At 74.9% G+C, this 14,555-nt stretch carries 16 protein-coding genes; 8 read left to right on the forward strand and 8 right to left on the reverse strand.

The window, feature by feature from the left end; all coding sequences use genetic code 11:
• The first annotated feature begins 25 nt into the window (after positions 1-25).
• The 6 genes from VMF51_RS12885 (at position 26) to VMF51_RS12910 (ending at position 6,888) form a co-directional block, all read left to right on the forward strand.
• Positions 26-1,315 (forward strand): hypothetical protein, encoded by a 1,290-nt coding sequence (locus VMF51_RS12885; RefSeq protein ID WP_325474839.1) that lies wholly within the window; start codon positions 26-28, stop codon positions 1,313-1,315.
• Complete coding sequence (locus VMF51_RS12890) at positions 1,312-1,827, forward strand: hypothetical protein (RefSeq protein WP_325474840.1); 516 nt, start codon at positions 1,312-1,314, stop codon at positions 1,825-1,827. Before VMF51_RS12885 ends, VMF51_RS12890 begins: the two co-directional genes overlap by 4 nt.
• Before the next feature lie 82 nt (positions 1,828-1,909).
• On the forward strand, positions 1,910-3,931 hold the full coding sequence (locus tag VMF51_RS12895) for a sensor histidine kinase (protein ID WP_325474841.1): 2,022 nt from the start codon (positions 1,910-1,912) through the stop codon (positions 3,929-3,931).
• On the forward strand, positions 3,928-4,602 hold the full coding sequence (locus tag VMF51_RS12900) for a response regulator transcription factor (protein ID WP_325474842.1): 675 nt from the start codon (positions 3,928-3,930) through the stop codon (positions 4,600-4,602). Before VMF51_RS12895 ends, VMF51_RS12900 begins: the two co-directional genes overlap by 4 nt.
• Positions 4,603-4,699: 97 nt before the next feature.
• Positions 4,700-5,410, forward strand: a complete 711-nt coding sequence (locus tag VMF51_RS12905) for a hypothetical protein (RefSeq protein ID WP_325474843.1) — start codon at positions 4,700-4,702, stop codon at positions 5,408-5,410.
• Positions 5,407-6,888: a hypothetical protein gene (locus VMF51_RS12910; RefSeq protein WP_325474844.1), complete on the forward strand. Its 1,482-nt coding sequence runs from the start codon at positions 5,407-5,409 to the stop codon at positions 6,886-6,888. The genes VMF51_RS12905 and VMF51_RS12910 overlap by 4 nt, the downstream gene beginning before the upstream one ends.
• 198 nt (positions 6,889-7,086) lie before the next feature.
• On the opposite strand, the gene VMF51_RS12915 is transcribed toward VMF51_RS12910, so the two are convergent.
• The 3 genes from VMF51_RS12915 to VMF51_RS12925 are packed head-to-tail and all read right to left on the reverse strand — an operon-like array spanning position 7,087 to position 9,254.
• Positions 7,087-8,346, reverse strand: coding sequence for a hypothetical protein (locus VMF51_RS12915; protein ID WP_325474845.1), 1,260 nt, complete (start codon positions 8,344-8,346; stop codon positions 7,087-7,089).
• Positions 8,339-8,824 (reverse strand): SigE family RNA polymerase sigma factor, encoded by a 486-nt coding sequence (locus VMF51_RS12920; RefSeq protein ID WP_325474846.1) that lies wholly within the window; start codon positions 8,822-8,824, stop codon positions 8,339-8,341. Before VMF51_RS12920 ends, VMF51_RS12915 begins: the two co-directional genes overlap by 8 nt.
• Positions 8,825-8,873: 49 nt before the next feature.
• Positions 8,874-9,254 (reverse strand): PLD nuclease N-terminal domain-containing protein, encoded by a 381-nt coding sequence (locus VMF51_RS12925; RefSeq protein WP_325474847.1) that lies wholly within the window; start codon positions 9,252-9,254, stop codon positions 8,874-8,876.
• Between the two features lie 52 nt (positions 9,255-9,306).
• Here VMF51_RS12925 and VMF51_RS12930 point away from each other — a divergent pair, with 52 nt between their 5' ends.
• Complete coding sequence (locus tag VMF51_RS12930) at positions 9,307-9,864, forward strand: protein-L-isoaspartate O-methyltransferase (protein ID WP_325474848.1); 558 nt, start codon at positions 9,307-9,309, stop codon at positions 9,862-9,864.
• A gap of 42 nt (positions 9,865-9,906) precedes the next feature.
• On the forward strand, positions 9,907-10,677 hold the full coding sequence (locus tag VMF51_RS12935; protein WP_325474849.1) for a tyrosine-protein phosphatase: 771 nt from the start codon (positions 9,907-9,909) through the stop codon (positions 10,675-10,677).
• Here VMF51_RS12935 and VMF51_RS12940 read toward each other — a convergent pair.
• From VMF51_RS12940 to VMF51_RS12960, 5 genes are read right to left on the reverse strand one after another with little or no spacing between them, the layout of a single operon-like run.
• On the reverse strand, positions 10,667-11,791 hold the full coding sequence (locus VMF51_RS12940; protein WP_325474850.1) for a YihY/virulence factor BrkB family protein: 1,125 nt from the start codon (positions 11,789-11,791) through the stop codon (positions 10,667-10,669). The two genes, VMF51_RS12935 and VMF51_RS12940, sit on opposite strands and share 11 nt — an antisense overlap.
• 9 nt (positions 11,792-11,800) lie before the next feature.
• A complete protein-coding gene (locus VMF51_RS12945; RefSeq protein ID WP_325474851.1) occupies positions 11,801-12,406 on the reverse strand; it encodes a hypothetical protein in 606 nt (201 codons plus the stop codon).
• A gap of 21 nt (positions 12,407-12,427) precedes the next feature.
• The gene (locus VMF51_RS12950) at positions 12,428-13,348 is read right to left on the reverse strand and encodes an AEC family transporter (protein WP_325474852.1); all 921 of its coding nucleotides are present in this window, start codon (positions 13,346-13,348) and stop codon (positions 12,428-12,430) included.
• Positions 13,349-13,375: 27 nt separating this feature from the next.
• The gene (locus tag VMF51_RS12955) at positions 13,376-13,750 is read right to left on the reverse strand and encodes a hypothetical protein (protein WP_325474853.1); all 375 of its coding nucleotides are present in this window, start codon (positions 13,748-13,750) and stop codon (positions 13,376-13,378) included.
• Positions 13,751-13,758: 8 nt separating this feature from the next.
• Positions 13,759-14,520, reverse strand: a complete 762-nt coding sequence (locus tag VMF51_RS12960; protein WP_325474854.1) for a carboxymuconolactone decarboxylase family protein — start codon at positions 14,518-14,520, stop codon at positions 13,759-13,761.
• Positions 14,521-14,555 lie beyond the last annotated feature (35 nt).

The raw sequence follows: 14,555 nt of genomic DNA on the forward strand, positions 1-14,555 counted from the left end.
CCCTGCCCCCGTCCCGAGGAGAGAGATGTCCACCCGGTTCCTCCGCGCCGCGGTCCCCACCGTGACCGCGGCGCTCACCCTGAGCCTGGCCGGCCCCGTCGGCGCCGCGCCCCCACCCACCCCCGCCGGCGACCCCCAAGCCCGCGCCGCCGCGACGGCCGGCGGCACCATCGCCTTCATCCGCGGGTACGACGTCTGGCTGGCCCGCGGGAACGGCTCCAGCCAGTACCGCGTCACCTCCGACGGCACGGCCGCCCGGCCCTACCGCTCCCCCTCGATGTCCGACACCGGCGTGCTCGCCGTCGGGCACGGCAAGGACATCGTCCGGATGACCCAGAACGGCACCGTCCTGAACCGGATCGACCCGCCGCCGCTCGTCGGCCCGCCGGACACCCCGGCCGCCGACGTGGCGATCTCCCCCGACGGCTCCCACATCGCCTACACGCTCGCCGCCCACCAGTGCGACCTCGGCCAGCCCGGCTGCCGACCCAGCGTCGTCACCGCGATCACACGGTCCGACCGGGCGACCCCGGCGACGACGTACGGCATCACGCCGTACTGGTCGCCGTCGTGGGTCGGCATCCGCCGGACCCTGCAGACCGGCGGCTACCTGCACCACGTGACGATCAAGGACCTCGGCCAGGAACCGGTGCACTGGTTCGACGACCAGGACACCGTCCCCGCAGGCACCGACACCACCGACCTCGGCGACAGCGAGCTCTCCGCCGACGGGCAGTGGCTGGCCGCGGTGCGCGGGTACGGCGACCAGGCCCGGATCACCTGGTACCGCGTCAACGGCGACCCCCGCACCGGACCTCCGCCCGCCGCGCCCACCTGGACCTGCGCGACCACCCCGTTGACCGGCATCAACGGCCCCACGTGGGGACCGGACAGCCGCACCTTCGCGTGGGAGGAGCCCGGCGACGGGATCTGGTCGACCCGGGTCACCCCGGTCGGCGCACCCTGCCAGGACCCCGGCAGGCTGATCGCCGACGGCGGGCAGCCGGACTGGTCGGCGGCCGCACTGGCCCCCGCCCCGCGCCGCTACTCGGTACGGCGCGCGCCGGCCGTCGCCGGCAAGGTCCGGATCGGCCGGACCCTGCGGGCGCGCTCCGCGGTGCTGCACCCGCGGCCGGGCTCGGTGCGGCTGCAGTGGCTGCGCTCCGGCAAGCCGGTCCGCGGCGCGACGAAGGCGGCGTACCGCCTGACCCGCAAGGACCGGGGCAAGCGGATCAGCGTGCGGGTCACGGCCCGCGGCACCGGCTACGCCACGGCGACCCTCACCAGCCGGCCGACGAGGAAGGTCCGGCGATGAGGGCGCGGTCCCGCGCGGCGGCCCTCGCCGGTACGGCGCTCGCCCTCGTCCTGCTGTCCGGGTGCGGCTCCGATCCCGACTCCCCGGGCACCACTGACGCCGGGAACGCGGCCGACCCGGTGCCCACGGCGGACGCGGGCGACCTGCCTCCCGGCTACTCCGAGGAGTGCGCCGCGGCCTTCCCGATCTGGTTCGGCGACCCGGACCCCGACGCGGCCGACCTGCGCCCGGACGACTGGCCCGAGCCGGTCGACGACGCCGCCCTGTGCCGGACCTCGGGGACGGCCGGCGACGCGCAGCAGATCGCGGACTACGCGACGGACGAGTCGCCGGTCGCCGTCCTCGACGCCTTCGAGAGCGCGCTGGGCGCGCTGGACGGCTACGAGATCACGCGGGAGGACCCGGGCGGCCTGGGCCACGAGGTGGTGCAGGGCGTCGCGGGCGAGGTGGGCTTCCAGGTCGACCCCACCGAGGGCGGCTTCTCGGTCACCTTCGTCGCCCCCGGAGCCTGACGCCGGCCCGTCCGGGGATCCCCCGGCGGTTCGGGACGCCCGTCCCTTCCGCCCGGGATCCCGGGCGGGCCAGCATCCGGTCATGACAGCGCGCCGATCCACCGGGCGGCCCCGGTGCGGGCTCGCCGTCGCGGCGGCGTCCGTCGTGCTCGGCCTCGGCGCCCTGGTGCTCGTCGTGGTCGCCGAGGACCCGTTCGGCCCCGACGTCACCTGGTACGACGACCGCGACTTCTTCTCCTTCTACGTGCTGGTCGGGCTCTCCTCCGGCCCGGCCAGCGCCCTCGTGGTCGCGCGGACCCGCCACCCGGCCGGTCCCCTGTGCGCGCTGATCTCGCTGTGCTTCGCCGCGGCCGCCGCCTGCCTGGCCTGGAGCTTCCTCGCCGCGGAGCGGGACTGGCCCGGCGTGGGGATCACCGCACACGTCTTCGGCTGGTCGGCGGCGCCCGGCAGCTTCCTGGCGGCCTGCGTGCTGCCGTGGCTGCTGCGCCCCGAGCGACCGGGCCGGCTGCCACGCGCGGCGGCGACGGCGGGCGCGGTCGCCGCCGCCGTGATCACGGTCGCGGGCGCGACCGTCCAGCAGCCCGGCGTACCGCCGAACCCGCTCTCCCTCGCCGACACTGCGCTCGGGGACGTCCTCATGGGGCTGACCGTGCCGGCGATGATCGTGGTGGCCGCGGTGGCACTGCTGGCCGTCGGCGACGTCGTCCGCCGCTGGCGGAGCGCCGGCCCCGACGACGCCCGGGCGTACGGCGTCCTCGCCCTCGCCGTCGGCCTCCTCGTCGGCGCCATGGTCGTCCTGCACGTCTCCCCGCTCGGCACCGCGGACGCCGTCGCGCTGCCGGTGGTCGCCATCGCCCAGGTCCTGCTCACCCTCGCCGTGCTGGCCCTGACTCTGCGGGCCTGGGACGGCGACGAGCGCCCGAGCGCGGCGGTCCCCCGGGTCGCCGTGTGGTTCCTGCTGTCGGCCGTCGTCGTCGCCCTGTACGTCGGCCTGATCACCGCCGTCGGCGCGCTGCTGCCCACCGCCGACGTGGCGGCGAGCGCGGCGGCCATCGCGGTCCTGGCCGTGCTGGTGGACCCGCTGCGTCGCAGCCTGCAGCGCCGGGTGGACCTGCTCGTGCACGGCGCCGCCTCCGACCCGGTGGTCCTGCTGGCACGCCTGGGCTCGGACCTGCGCGGCTGCGGCGACCGCGACGCGCTGCGTGGCCTGGTGCACCGGCTGCGGGACAGCCTGCGGCTGGGCTGGGTGTGCGTGTCGGCGCCGGACGAGCCGCAGGTGTGGCTGGACGCGGGCCGGCAGAGCTTCCCGCCCGGCGAGCAGCAGACCTACCCGCTCGTCGTGGAGGGTCGCCACGTCGGCGACCTGCACCTCGAGGCGGCACCCGGCGAGCGGATCGACCCCCGCGTCCGCCGCGCCGTACGCCGCCTCGCGGACGTCGTCGCCGTGACCCTCGACCTGACCCGCGCGAACCTGCGTCTCGAGACCGCCTCGGCCCGGCTGGCCCAGGTGCGCGACGAGGAGCGCCGGCTGCTGCGGCGCGAGCTGCACGACGGCATGGGGCCGGTGCTCGCCGGCGTCGGACTCGGACTCGCGGCGGCCCAACGCCGACTGCGGCGCGACCCGGCGTCCGCCGAGCAGCTGCTGGAGGAGCTGCGCACCGAGGTGGCCCGCCGCTCCGACGGGGTCCGGATGCTGGCGCGGTCGCTGCTTCCCGCGGAGCTCGACGACGGCGACCTGGCGGGGGCGCTGCGGGTGCTGGCGGCCCGGTTCTCCGCCTCCGGCCTCGACGTGGGCGTCGACGCATCCGGACTCGGGTCGCTGGACGCGCGGCGCCAGGTGGCGGCGTACCACGTCGCCGGGGAGGCGCTGCTGAACGCCTACCGGCACGCGGGCGGAACCCGGGTCTCCATCCGGGTCGCCTCCACCCCCGACGGCGGCGTCGAACTGGAGGTCGTCGACGACGGCCGGGGGATCGATCCCGCCGCGCCGCCGGGTCTGGGCCTGGTCTCGATGCGCGAGCGCGCCTCGGAGCTCGCCGGGAGCCTCGGGACGGGTCCGGGGCCGGGCGGCCGCGGCACCGCGGTGCGGATGGTGCTGCCGTGACCGCGGCGCTGCGGGTGCTCGTCGTCGACGACCACCCGGTGTTCCGGCTCGGGATGACTGCGATCCTCGAGGAGGTCGCTGGCGTGACGGTGGTGGGCGACGCCGCCGGCGCCGCCGAGGCCGTCGAGCGCACCGTCGACCTGGAGCCCGACGTCGTCGTGATGGACCTCGACCTCGCCGGGGAGTCCGGCGTCGACGCGACCCGCGAGATCCTCGCCCGCCGGCCCGGGACGGCCGTTCTCGTCGTGACCGGCATGGACGACGACGAGTCGCTCTTTGCGGCGATCCGTGCCGGCGCCCGGGGCTACCTCGTCAAGGGCGCCGACCCCGACGAGGTGGAGCGGGCGCTCTGGTCGGTCGGCCGCGGCGCCGTCGTCCTCGGCCCCCAGGTGGCGGTGCGGGCCGTGGACTACCTGACCAGCGCCCGCCAGGCGCGCGGCGGCGTCTTCGCCGACCTCACCGTGCGCGAGCGCGACGTGCTGGAGCTGCTGGCACGCGGCCACGACAACGCGACCATCGCCCGCCGCCTGGTGCTGACCAGCAAGACGGTTCGCAACTACGTGTACGCCGTCCTGAGCAAGGTCGGCGCCCCGGACCGGGCGGCGCTGGTGGTGCTGGCCCGCGAGGCGGGGATCGGCGTGAGCGTCCCGGAGCGAGGCCCGGCCGGTTGAGGACACCCGTCCCTGGCGGCCCGGGCCGACCGGGACCGGACCGTGGAGGACGCCGCGAGCCCGCGGCGTACCCACCCCCGTCACGGAAGCGAATCCCATGTCCCTCTCCACCGACCCCCGGTCGGTCACACCCCTCGCGCCGGACCCGGCGCGGTTCCGGATCTGGCCGCTGTGGATGTGCGCCGCCGGCCTGCTCGGCGTGATCGGCACCCTCCTCTCCGACCAGCGCGCGGGCGAGTCCGGCGAGACCACCGACTACACCGTCACCGTCGCCGACATGGCCGACCTCGACCACCTCCCGTTCCGCCTCGGCGGCTTCGCCGGCTACCTCTGCGTCGCCGCGCTGCTGGTGCTCGCCGCCGTCTGGAACCGCCGGGTGGCGCAGCGCTACCCGTGGTCGCTCGGCGCCCCGGTCGTCACCTACGGCCTGGTCGCGGCCGCGGGTGCCCTCGCGCTGGCCTACGGCTGGAAGGGCGCCCTGGGCGACTACCTCCCCGGCGCCGCCGAGCACGGGGCGTACGACGACACCGGCCTCTACACCTACTACGTCATGAACGACTTCAGCCCGTACGTCGGCTGGGTGCCGGTCGCCGTCGCGATGGCCGGCATCGCCATCCTCGGCCTGCGCGAGCGGCTGGTCTCCCGTCCGCTGGGCGTCTTCGCCGCCGCCGTCTGCCTGCTGTGCTTCGGCGCGGTCGCGGTGACGGGCGTGCCGGGGCTGCCGTTCGTCTCCATGCTCGGCCTGCTCGTCGTCGGCATGTGGCTGGCCGTCGGCAACAGCGCCATCGTGCAGGAGGTGGAGGCATGATGCGCCGGCTCGTCTCGACCGTCGCAGCGCTCGCCCTGGGGCTCGCCCTCGCGCCGGCGGCCGCCTCGGCCGGCCCGGGGCAGGACCCCGACCCCGACCCGACGCTGGACATCCACGGACCCAGGATCGAGGTCACCCGGCCCGACAACAACGACGGCTGGCACACCGACACCGTGACCATCGGGATCCGGATCGTCGACGTCGGCACCAACGGCGGCAGCCCCTCGGGGTTCCGCATGGCCGAGTTCCGGGCGTACATGGACGACGTCCTCGTGGACTCGGGACCGCTCCTCGCCGAGGACACCCTCACCTTCAGCACCGAGGGCAGCACCCGGGTCGAGATCGACGCCTGGGACCGCCGCGAGAACGCCGGCGGAGCCGTGCACTGGGTCGGCGTCGACCGGACGGTCCCCTGGGTGGACTTCACGGCCCCGCTGGCCGAGGGCGCCGAGTTCGCGCTGAACCAGCAGGTCACCGGCGGGTTCTCCTGCGGCGACGCCCACAGCGGCGTGGCCTCCTGCGATGCGACCATCACGAATGGTGCGCCGCTCTACACCGCCCGGCCGGGCACGTACACCGTGCGCGCGACCGCGACCGACACCGTGGGCTGGTCCACCGAGCGGACCGTCACCTACCGGGTCCTGCCGGAGGGGTTCACGGTGGTGGAGCAGCCGTCGATCGTGGGTACGCCGCGCGCCGGGCACCTGCTGACCGCCCGGCCCGCGACGTTCGCGCCGGAGCCCACCACGGTGAGCCACCAGTGGTTCCGGCGTGGGGAGCCGATCCCGGGGGCCGACGGGCCGACGTACCTCCTCACGCCCGCGGACCGGGACTACTGGATCAGCTACACCGCCACGGCCCGGCGGGAGAACCACGCCGACCGGGAGGCGGCGGCCGAGCCCGTGCGGGTCGACGCCCTCCTCGACGTCGCGGGCACCCCCACGGTCCGCGGCACCGCGGCGGTCGGTGGGCTGCTCACCGCCGTGGCCCCGAGGATCCAGGTCCCGCCGGAGAGCAGCACCCCGGTGGTCGGCCTGCAGTGGCTGCGCGACGGCCGGGCGATCCCTGGCGCCACCGGGACCACGCTGCGGGTGACGCCCGCCGACATCGGGCGCCGGCTCGCGGTCCGGGTGACCGGCAGCGCCGCGGGCTACGAGCCGTACGTCGCGACCAGCGCCGCGACGCCCGCTGTCCCCCGGGTCGCCCCGGTGCTGACCGCGAAGGCGACGCCACTCGGGCGGCGGACGATCCGGCTGCGCGTGAACCTGCAGGCCGCCGGCCTGCCCGCGTCGTCCTGGGCCGGACGGCTCGTGGTCAAGCGCGGGACGAAGGTCGTCGGCCGGGGCGCGGTCGTCCGCGGCAAGGCGGTGCTGAAGCTGCGGAAGCAGCCGCGCGGGCGGGTGCGCCTGAGCGTCGCCTACGCCGGCAGCGCCCAGGTCGCCGCGCGCACCGCGAAGGTCCGGGTGCGGGTGCGGTGACGCGCAGCGGTGAGCCGGCAACCGATCCGGGCTCGGAGACGGTTGCCGGCTCACCGCCGGGCGGCGGCCGCCCCGGCGGATCAGACCTGCGGGTCGCCGTCCAGCCCCTCGCGCTCTCGCCGCTTCCGCTCCTCGTAGGCGCGCCGCTGCTCCTCGGCGCGCTCCCGGACGCCGCGGAGGAACTCCTCGAGAACTGACTCAGCGCCCGGTCGGGGTCCACGCCAGGCCGGAGGTGAGGGGCCGCAGGTCCTCGTCGAACCCTCCCCACAGCACCAGGGTGTCACCAGCCCAGGCGGCGACAGCGATGTGGGTGCGACCTCCGCAGGGTGGGACCTGGGCGGTGGCGTCCTCCTCGGTCGACACCAGGCCGGGTCCGCCGCCGGAGATCCAGGACGCGCCGATGCCGGCGGCGGGCAGCGGGCAGGGCGGGTCGGACGACGTCGGGCCGGGATCCGGAAGCTCGGTCCAGGTGCCGGACTCCGGGTCGTAGAGCCGGCCGACGCCACCGCCGTACGGACCGGGAGTGACGACGATCCGTCCCCCCGCCCACCAGGCGTCCTGCTCGTAGACCAGGTCGGGGCTGGACTCGTCCACCACCCTCCACGTCCCAGCGGCGATTCCTCCGGGACCCGGTTCGAGCACGGCGAGCCGTGACGGAGACCCGTCGTACGCCGGGCCGTGGTGGTCGACGCTCATCGACACCAGCCACAGCCGGGTGCCGTCCCAGGCCAGGCTCCGGTCGTACGACTCCCCGAACGGATCTCGCGGCAGCGGGGTCCACCTGTCCGAGCCGGGATCGAGCAGCCAGTCGGTGGGGCCGCCGCCGGCCTCCTGCTGGTAGGCGCTGAACGCGACATCGGCATCCGTGCGCACCCCACGGTCGAAGCCGCCCGGAGCGGCGTCGAGCTCGCGCCAACGGTCGGACACCGGGTCGTAGGCCAGGGTCACCTCCAAACCGGGCACCACGACCTCCGACCCCGTCCACACCGCGGTCCCGTCGTGGAGTGTCTGCGGCGCTGGGGCGATCGGGCGCCAGCGGTCGGCGTCGGGGTCATAGGCGGCGCCGTCGGCCAGCGGCCTCCCCATCGCGACGCAGTTCGCGTCGGGCGGGCATCCGTCCTCCATGCCCCCCAGCACCACGAGCTCCTCGCCGGTCCACGCCGTGATCGCGCGGACTCGCGGCGAGAGCGGGGACTCCGCGATCTCGCGCCAGTCGCCTCCGAGCTGGACGGTTCGCGGAGCGCGGTCGGCTGGGTCGACCGCGATGTCCTCACCCGCGAGTCCGGCGGCCACCCCTGCGGTGCCGGCCACCACCAGCGCCACGGCCGCGATCCCGGCCATCCGCCGGCGACGGCGACGCCGCGCGACCCGCCCCACGACGATCGCCCCGGCCCGGGGTCCCGGCGGCACCGGCTCGGCGTACCGCCGCAGCGCACCGCGCAGCTCCTCGTCATCCATGGAGGTCTCCTTCCGGGGCGAGGTCCCGCAGCCGTTGCAGACCGCGCGAGAGGTGGCTCTTCGCGGTCCCCCCGGAGCAGCCCATCGCGGCCGCCACGCCGGCGACGTCGAGGTCGTCGACGAAGCGGAGGGCGACCGCGGTCCGCTGCCGCGGCGTCAGGCTCGCGAGCGCCTCGACGAGCCAGGCGTCCACGCCCTCGGGGAGCCGGACGGCCATCGCGGTGTCCGGTGGCACGGCCACCGGGTGCTCGCGACCGCGGCGACGCAGCCGGTCGATGTTGAGGCGGACCAGCGTGGTGCGGACGTACGCCGCCGGGTTGCCCGAGCGCTCGATCCGACCCCAGCGCAGGCCGACCCGGACCAGGCCCTCCTGGACCAGGTCCCAGGCATCGTGGTCGTTGCCGGTCAGCACCCGGGCGTAGCCCAGCAGCCGCGCCAGCTCGCCGTCGACGAAGGCCTCGAACTCCGAGGATCGCATCGCACCTCCCTGCCCCAGGTACGCAGGAGACGGGCGAAAGGTTGAGGGCTCAGGCCTGCGGGTCGCCGTCCAGCCCCTCGCGCTCTCGCCGCTTCCGCTCCTCGTAGGCGCGCCGCTGCTCCTCGGCGCGCTCCCGGACGCCGCGGAGGAACTCCTCGTCCTTCGCGGGGTCGGCGGCGGCGAACCGGCCGGGTCGCTCGTACTCGGAGAAGCCGGGCGCGGCACCCTGCTCCCGAGTCAGCGGGCGGGCCTTCTCGGGCCGTCCGGCGAGCAGCCAGACGATCGAGCCGACCAGGGGGAAGAGCAGGACGATCATGATCCAGGCCCACTTGGGCAGGTGGCGGACGCGGTCGTCACGGGTGCCGATGACGTCGACGAGGCAGTAGACCCACAGCACGAACACCACGAGGCCGGGCAGGAACCTGAGCATGGGCGGAAGTCTCACCGATGACGGCGCCCGCCGTCCGTGCTTTCCTGGATCGATGGACCCGGTGACGGCCGCGTTCGACGCCACCCCACGGGAGTGGTTCCTGCCGCCCGACCAGCGCGAGCGGGCGGCGTACGACGGCCCGCTCCCGATCGGCCACGGCCAGACCTGCTCCCAGCCGCGCACCGTGGCGCGGATGCTGCGGCTGCTCGACGTGCGTCACGGCCAGCGGGTGCTCGACGTCGGCAGCGGGTCGGGCTGGACCACCGCGCTCCTCGCGCACCTGGTCGGCCCGGCCGGCGAGGTGCGTGGGGTGGAGATCGTGCCGGACCTCGTCGCGTTCGGCCGCTCCAACCTCGCCGCGTCCCACCGCCGCTGGGCGCGCATCGACGCGGCGACACCGGAGGTGCTCGGCGACCCGGAGCACGCGCCGTACGACCGGGTCCTGGTGTCCGCGGGGGCCACCGAGCTGCCGCTCCCCCTGGTCGACCAGCTGGTGTTGCATGGGCGGCTTGTCGTGCCCGTGCAGGGCGAGATGCTGCTGGTGATCGCGGACGAGGACGGACCGCTCGTGACGACGCACGGTGCCTACCGATTCGTCCCGCTGAGGTGAACCGTCCACCGGCCGGTTGAAGAGGGCGCCTATCCTGCGGCGGTGAGCACCGAGGAGCACCCCGCCGAGCTGGTCCGGCTCGGCTCGGCCGACAACTTCCGCGACGTCGCCGGCCCGGGCGCCGGCTACCCGACCGCGACCGGCTCGAACGTCCGCCGGGGGGTGTTCTTCCGGGCCAACGAGCTGCGGCTGACCCACGAGGACGCCGCCTCGATCGCGGCTCTCGGCGTCACCGGCGTGCTCGACCTGCGCAGCCGGCACGAGATCGACGTCCACCCCGACATCGAGATCCCCGGCGCCGCCTGGACGCACGTCGACGTGCTCGGCATCCCCATGGACGAGATCTCCTCGCTGCCCGACCGGCCCGCCGCCGTCGCGATGATGGAGCGGGTCTACCGCGGCTTCGTCGAGGACGCGCCCACCCGGGCCGCCCTCGGGCAGGTGCTCACCCACCTCGCCGGCGACGGCGTCCACCTCTTCCACTGCAGCGCCGGCAAGGACCGCACCGGGTGGACCGCCGCACTGCTGCTGCACCTCGCCGGCGTCGACGACGCCGTGATCGAGGCCGACTACCTGCTCACCAACGAGTACGCCGAGGCCAGCCGCGCCGCCGTCCTGGCCCAGATCGTCGAGCACCTCGGGCCGGACAAGGCGGAGGTCTACCAGCCGGTGTTGGTCGCGGACGCGGACTACCTGCGCACGTCGTACGACTCCGTCGAGCGGCTGTACGGCGACCGCGGGGCGTACCTGCGCGACGGGCTCGGGCTCGGCGACGACGTGCTCGGCGCGCTGCGCCGCAAGCTCACGCGGTAGTCGGCGGACCCGGCGGCGGGCCCGTCGGCGGCGGACCCGTGGGCGGCACCGGCCGCGGGTGCTCCTCGCGCTTCGTCGCGGCCTCGGCCTCAGCTTCGGCCTCAGCTTCGGCCTCGACGGCGGCACCGACCCGCTCCACCGGACTGCGCTGGTCGCCCCAGATGACGCCGATGCTCTGGTAGGCCTTGTGCCGCTGCATCCGGGCATACGACTCGTAGGCCCGCTTGTCGGCCTCGGTGAGTTTCACCTTGTCGGTGACGATCGTGAGCAGGGCGCGCGGCCAGAGCCGGCGGGCGAGGACGACGTTCGCCTCCATGCCGAGCACGCCCATCACGGCCGCGACCCAGAGCAGACCGATCAGACCGAGGACGACCGCGAACGTCTCGTCCATGCCCTCGGCCTCCGCGATGACGCCGGTGACGTAGGCGGTTCCGATCGACTGCAGGGTCTGCCACATCACGGCGATCGCGAACGCGCCCGGCAGCACGGTGCGCAGCTGGTGGGTGCGGGCCGCGCCCAGGCGCAGCAGCAGCGCGAGCACCATGGTCACCAGCGCGATGGTCACCAGCACGATCGGCCAGCGGTACGACGCGAACTCGCCGAACACCTCGGTCTGGCTGAGCAGCGCGGAGAGGATCGAGAGGCCGAGCAGCGCCACGCCGGCGGTGACCAGCAGCATCAGGCTGCGCAGCCGGAGCAGGATCGGGTTGGGGCGGCTGTTGCGCGGGATCGCCCAGGCCTGGTTGAGCGCGTTCTGGATCGCCTGGCCCAGCCCGAGCGCGCCGTACAGGGCCACCAGGCCGCTGACCACCGCACCGGTCGTCGACGGCCGCAGACCCTCCGGCCGGCCGAGCTCGTCGCCGATGATCGGGAACGTGCCGAGCGCCGAGTCGAGGATCCGGTCCTGCCACTCCGGGTTCCCCTGCAGGATGAAGCCCAGGATCGTGGTGCCGAGCAGCAGCAGCGGGAAGATCGCGATGAACGCGTAGTAGGCGATGATCGCGGCCAGGTAGTTGCCCTGGTCGTCGAGGTACTTGTAGAAGACGGCGAGCGGGAAGCCGATCACCGGCACCTTCTGCTGGCCGCGATCGACGGCGTCGATGACCCGGCCCACACGCACAACCTACTGGTTCAGCCGCGTGATGAGCTCAACCACGAGCACGAGTGCCCCCGGCGCGAACCCCACGAGCAGCACGACGCCGAGCTCCTCCCGCCGCCGCCAGCCCCACCAGGAGGCCGCCAGCGCGACCGCGAGGGCGGGGACGACGGTGCCGCCGCCGACCGCGTTGCTGGCCCAGGTCAGACCGACGCCGAGGGCCAGCGGATAGCCGATCGGGTGGGGCCGCGGCCGTCCCCGCATGGTCGCCGCGAGCGCTCCCAGCACGAGCGCGACCCCGGCGTACCAGACCGCGTGGCCGACGACCTCGTCCCACAGGTGCGCGGTCTCGCCGGGCGCGGTGTTGTTCAGCGAGTTGCCCGCGAGGTGGATGCCGTGGCCGTTCGCGTAGGCGAGCGCGCCCATCCCGAAGGCCAGCCAGGTCTGGCGCGACGCCTCGGCCGCGACCATCGTCCACGCCGCCGGCGCGAGCACGAGCCACGGCACGAGCAGGTCGAGCCAGTCGGCCCAGCGGCTGCCGTCCGGGCCCTCGCCCAGGCCGTCGGGGAGCAGGCCGAGGTGGTGCAGGACGCCGTACGACAGGGCCGTGATGGCGAGCGCCCGCGAGTACATGGGCGCCAGCATGACGGCTGATCAGGCGATCAGGGCCGTAATCAGGACGACGACCGGCACCGAGGCCAGGGTGCTGACGAAGATCGCGTCGCGCGCCAGCAGCACCCCGCGCTCGTAGCGGGAGGCGATGACGAAGACGTTCTGCGCCGTCGGGAGCGCCGAGAGCACGGTCACGGCGAGCAGCTGCTCGGCGTCGAGGCCGAGCGCGAACCGCCCGACGAGGTACGCCGCCAGCGGCTGGACGACCATCTTCAGCCCGGTCGCCAGCGCGAGCTCCGAGGCGGGCACGCCTCTCCCCGGGAGCGGGCCGAGCCGCAGCGAGACGCCGTACGCGATCAGCATCGAGGGGACCGCCATCCCGCCGACCAGAGCCAACGGGTCGTGGATGGCGACGGGCAGCTCGAGGCCGGTCAGGGCGAACCCCAGCCCGATCGCCGAGCCGATGGTGATCGGGTTCTTCAGCGGCCGGCTCACGATGGCGCCGACCGAGAGCCGGTGCTCGCTGTTCGCGGCGTCGAGCACGGTGAGGGCGAGCGGCTGCAGGATCAGCAGCTGCAGCAGGAGCACGGGGGCGACCAGCGCGGGGTCGCCGAGGACGTACGCCGCGATCGGCAGCCCGAGGTTGCCGGCGTTGACGTACGCCGCGCAGAGCGTCCCGATCACGGTGGTCCCGAGGTCACGGCCGCGGACGACGGCGACCGCGATGTACGCGAGCCCCGCGACCAGGACCGCCGCGACGGTCGCGACCAGGTTGCCGGAGAAGACCGCGCTCAGGTCGCTGTCCTCGAGCACGGTCACCAGGAGGGCCGGGCTGGCGACGTAGAACGCCAGCATCGACAGGGTGCGTTGACCCGCCGCGTCGATCACCTTCAGGTGGGCCAGCAGGATCCCCAGCCCGATGATGAGGCCGATCGTCGCGAACCCCGCGAAGACCCCATCCACGTCATCGAGGGTAGAGAGCGACGGGGGTCACACGGGGGGCGGGCGGTCGGCGGCCACCCCCAGCACGACCCGGGTCGGCTCCCGCTCGTCGTCGACCCAGACCGTCACCGTCGCGTGCCCGGGCTCGACGCCGTACCCGGCGTGCTCGCGGCCCCAGACGTCGCGCAGCGAGAGCAGCCCCTCGCTCTCCAGCACGAAGCGGCCGATCTCGGTCAGTCCGGCACGCGAGGCCTCGGGGTCGAGGTCGACCTCGACCGGGCCGTCGTGCTCGTGGCGCACCGAGATGGCGAGGCAGTCGTCGGTGGCGCTGCACAGCCGGCCGCCGAACGACGTCGGCGGGTCGAAGTCCTCCCGACCGACGAGCAGGAGCACGGCCTTCGGGACCTCGAGCGTGACGGACACGCGGTCACTCAACCAGGGACCGTCGACACTTCCCCGTCGGCGTCGGTGGTGAACAGCTGCACGCCCTCGGTCACCTCGGCGGCGTCCGCGCCCAGGCCGACCGCGATCTTGTTGGCGGCGTTGCGCGCCACGTCGAGCACCACCTCGACGACCTGGTCATCGGTGAGGTGGTCGCTGGCGGCGGCGACGACCTCCGCGGGCACGGCGTACGGCGTCCAGATCATCGCGTCGGTCAGCCCGAGCGCGGCCTTCCGGTCCTCCGGGAGCGTGCTCGACTCCCAGCGGTCGAGCTCGTCGAAGGTCTCCTCGGTCGCGCCCGCGTCGAGTGCCGCCACGCTGCGCCGCGACCGGCAGACCCGGCAGTCGTGCTGCCGGGCGCCCCGCAGGCGGACCAGCTCGGTGGTCACCGGGTCGAGCGCGTCGAGGCGGGCCACCGCCCGCATGAAGTCGTCGAGCAGCGGCCAGAGTTCGTCCACCGCCGCGTCGTCCGGGGTCGGCCACACGCCGGCGCCGAGCACCTGGTCCAGCACCGAGCGCACCCGCGGCCACACGTCGCCGACGTACACCCGCTGCACGACGGCGAACGCCTCGGCGCCCGTCGCCGCCAGGAACGCGGCCCGCTGCTCGTCGGAGAGCACCGACACGTCCACCGCGAACTGCTCCGCGAAGGCCGTCACGTCGGGGTGCTCCGGCAGCGACCGGCGCGTGGCTGCCGCGACCGCGTCGTACGTCGCCGCCGCCTCGGGTGCGTGGACCGCGAGGTGCTCCATGGCCCGCAACCTAGCGGCCCGGCCGCGTCGCGCCC

This window comes from Nocardioides sp. (assembly GCF_035503875.1).
In the GTDB taxonomy this organism is placed as follows: Bacteria; Actinomycetota; Actinomycetes; order Propionibacteriales; family Nocardioidaceae; genus Nocardioides.

Excerpts from the sequence above, each read along its gene's own strand:
- VMF51_RS12885 (WP_325474839.1), top strand. The coding sequence starts at position 26 with ATGTCCACCCGGTTCCTCCGCGCCGCGGTCCCCACCGTGACCGCGGCG.
- VMF51_RS12890 (WP_325474840.1), top strand. The coding sequence starts at position 1,312 with ATGAGGGCGCGGTCCCGCGCGGCGGCCCTCGCCGGTACGGCGCTCGCC.
- VMF51_RS12895 (WP_325474841.1), top strand. The coding sequence starts at position 1,910 with ATGACAGCGCGCCGATCCACCGGGCGGCCCCGGTGCGGGCTCGCCGTC.
- VMF51_RS12905 (WP_325474843.1), top strand. The coding sequence starts at position 4,700 with ATGTCCCTCTCCACCGACCCCCGGTCGGTCACACCCCTCGCGCCGGAC.
- VMF51_RS12910 (WP_325474844.1), top strand. The coding sequence starts at position 5,407 with ATGATGCGCCGGCTCGTCTCGACCGTCGCAGCGCTCGCCCTGGGGCTC.
- VMF51_RS12915 (WP_325474845.1), bottom strand. The coding sequence starts at position 8,346 with ATGGATGACGAGGAGCTGCGCGGTGCGCTGCGGCGGTACGCCGAGCCG.
- VMF51_RS12920 (WP_325474846.1), bottom strand. The coding sequence starts at position 8,824 with ATGCGATCCTCGGAGTTCGAGGCCTTCGTCGACGGCGAGCTGGCGCGG.
- VMF51_RS12925 (WP_325474847.1), bottom strand. The coding sequence starts at position 9,254 with ATGCTCAGGTTCCTGCCCGGCCTCGTGGTGTTCGTGCTGTGGGTCTAC.
- VMF51_RS12930 (WP_325474848.1), top strand. The coding sequence starts at position 9,307 with ATGGACCCGGTGACGGCCGCGTTCGACGCCACCCCACGGGAGTGGTTC.
- VMF51_RS12945 (WP_325474851.1), bottom strand. The coding sequence starts at position 12,406 with ATGTACTCGCGGGCGCTCGCCATCACGGCCCTGTCGTACGGCGTCCTG.
- VMF51_RS12960 (WP_325474854.1), bottom strand. The coding sequence starts at position 14,520 with ATGGAGCACCTCGCGGTCCACGCACCCGAGGCGGCGGCGACGTACGAC.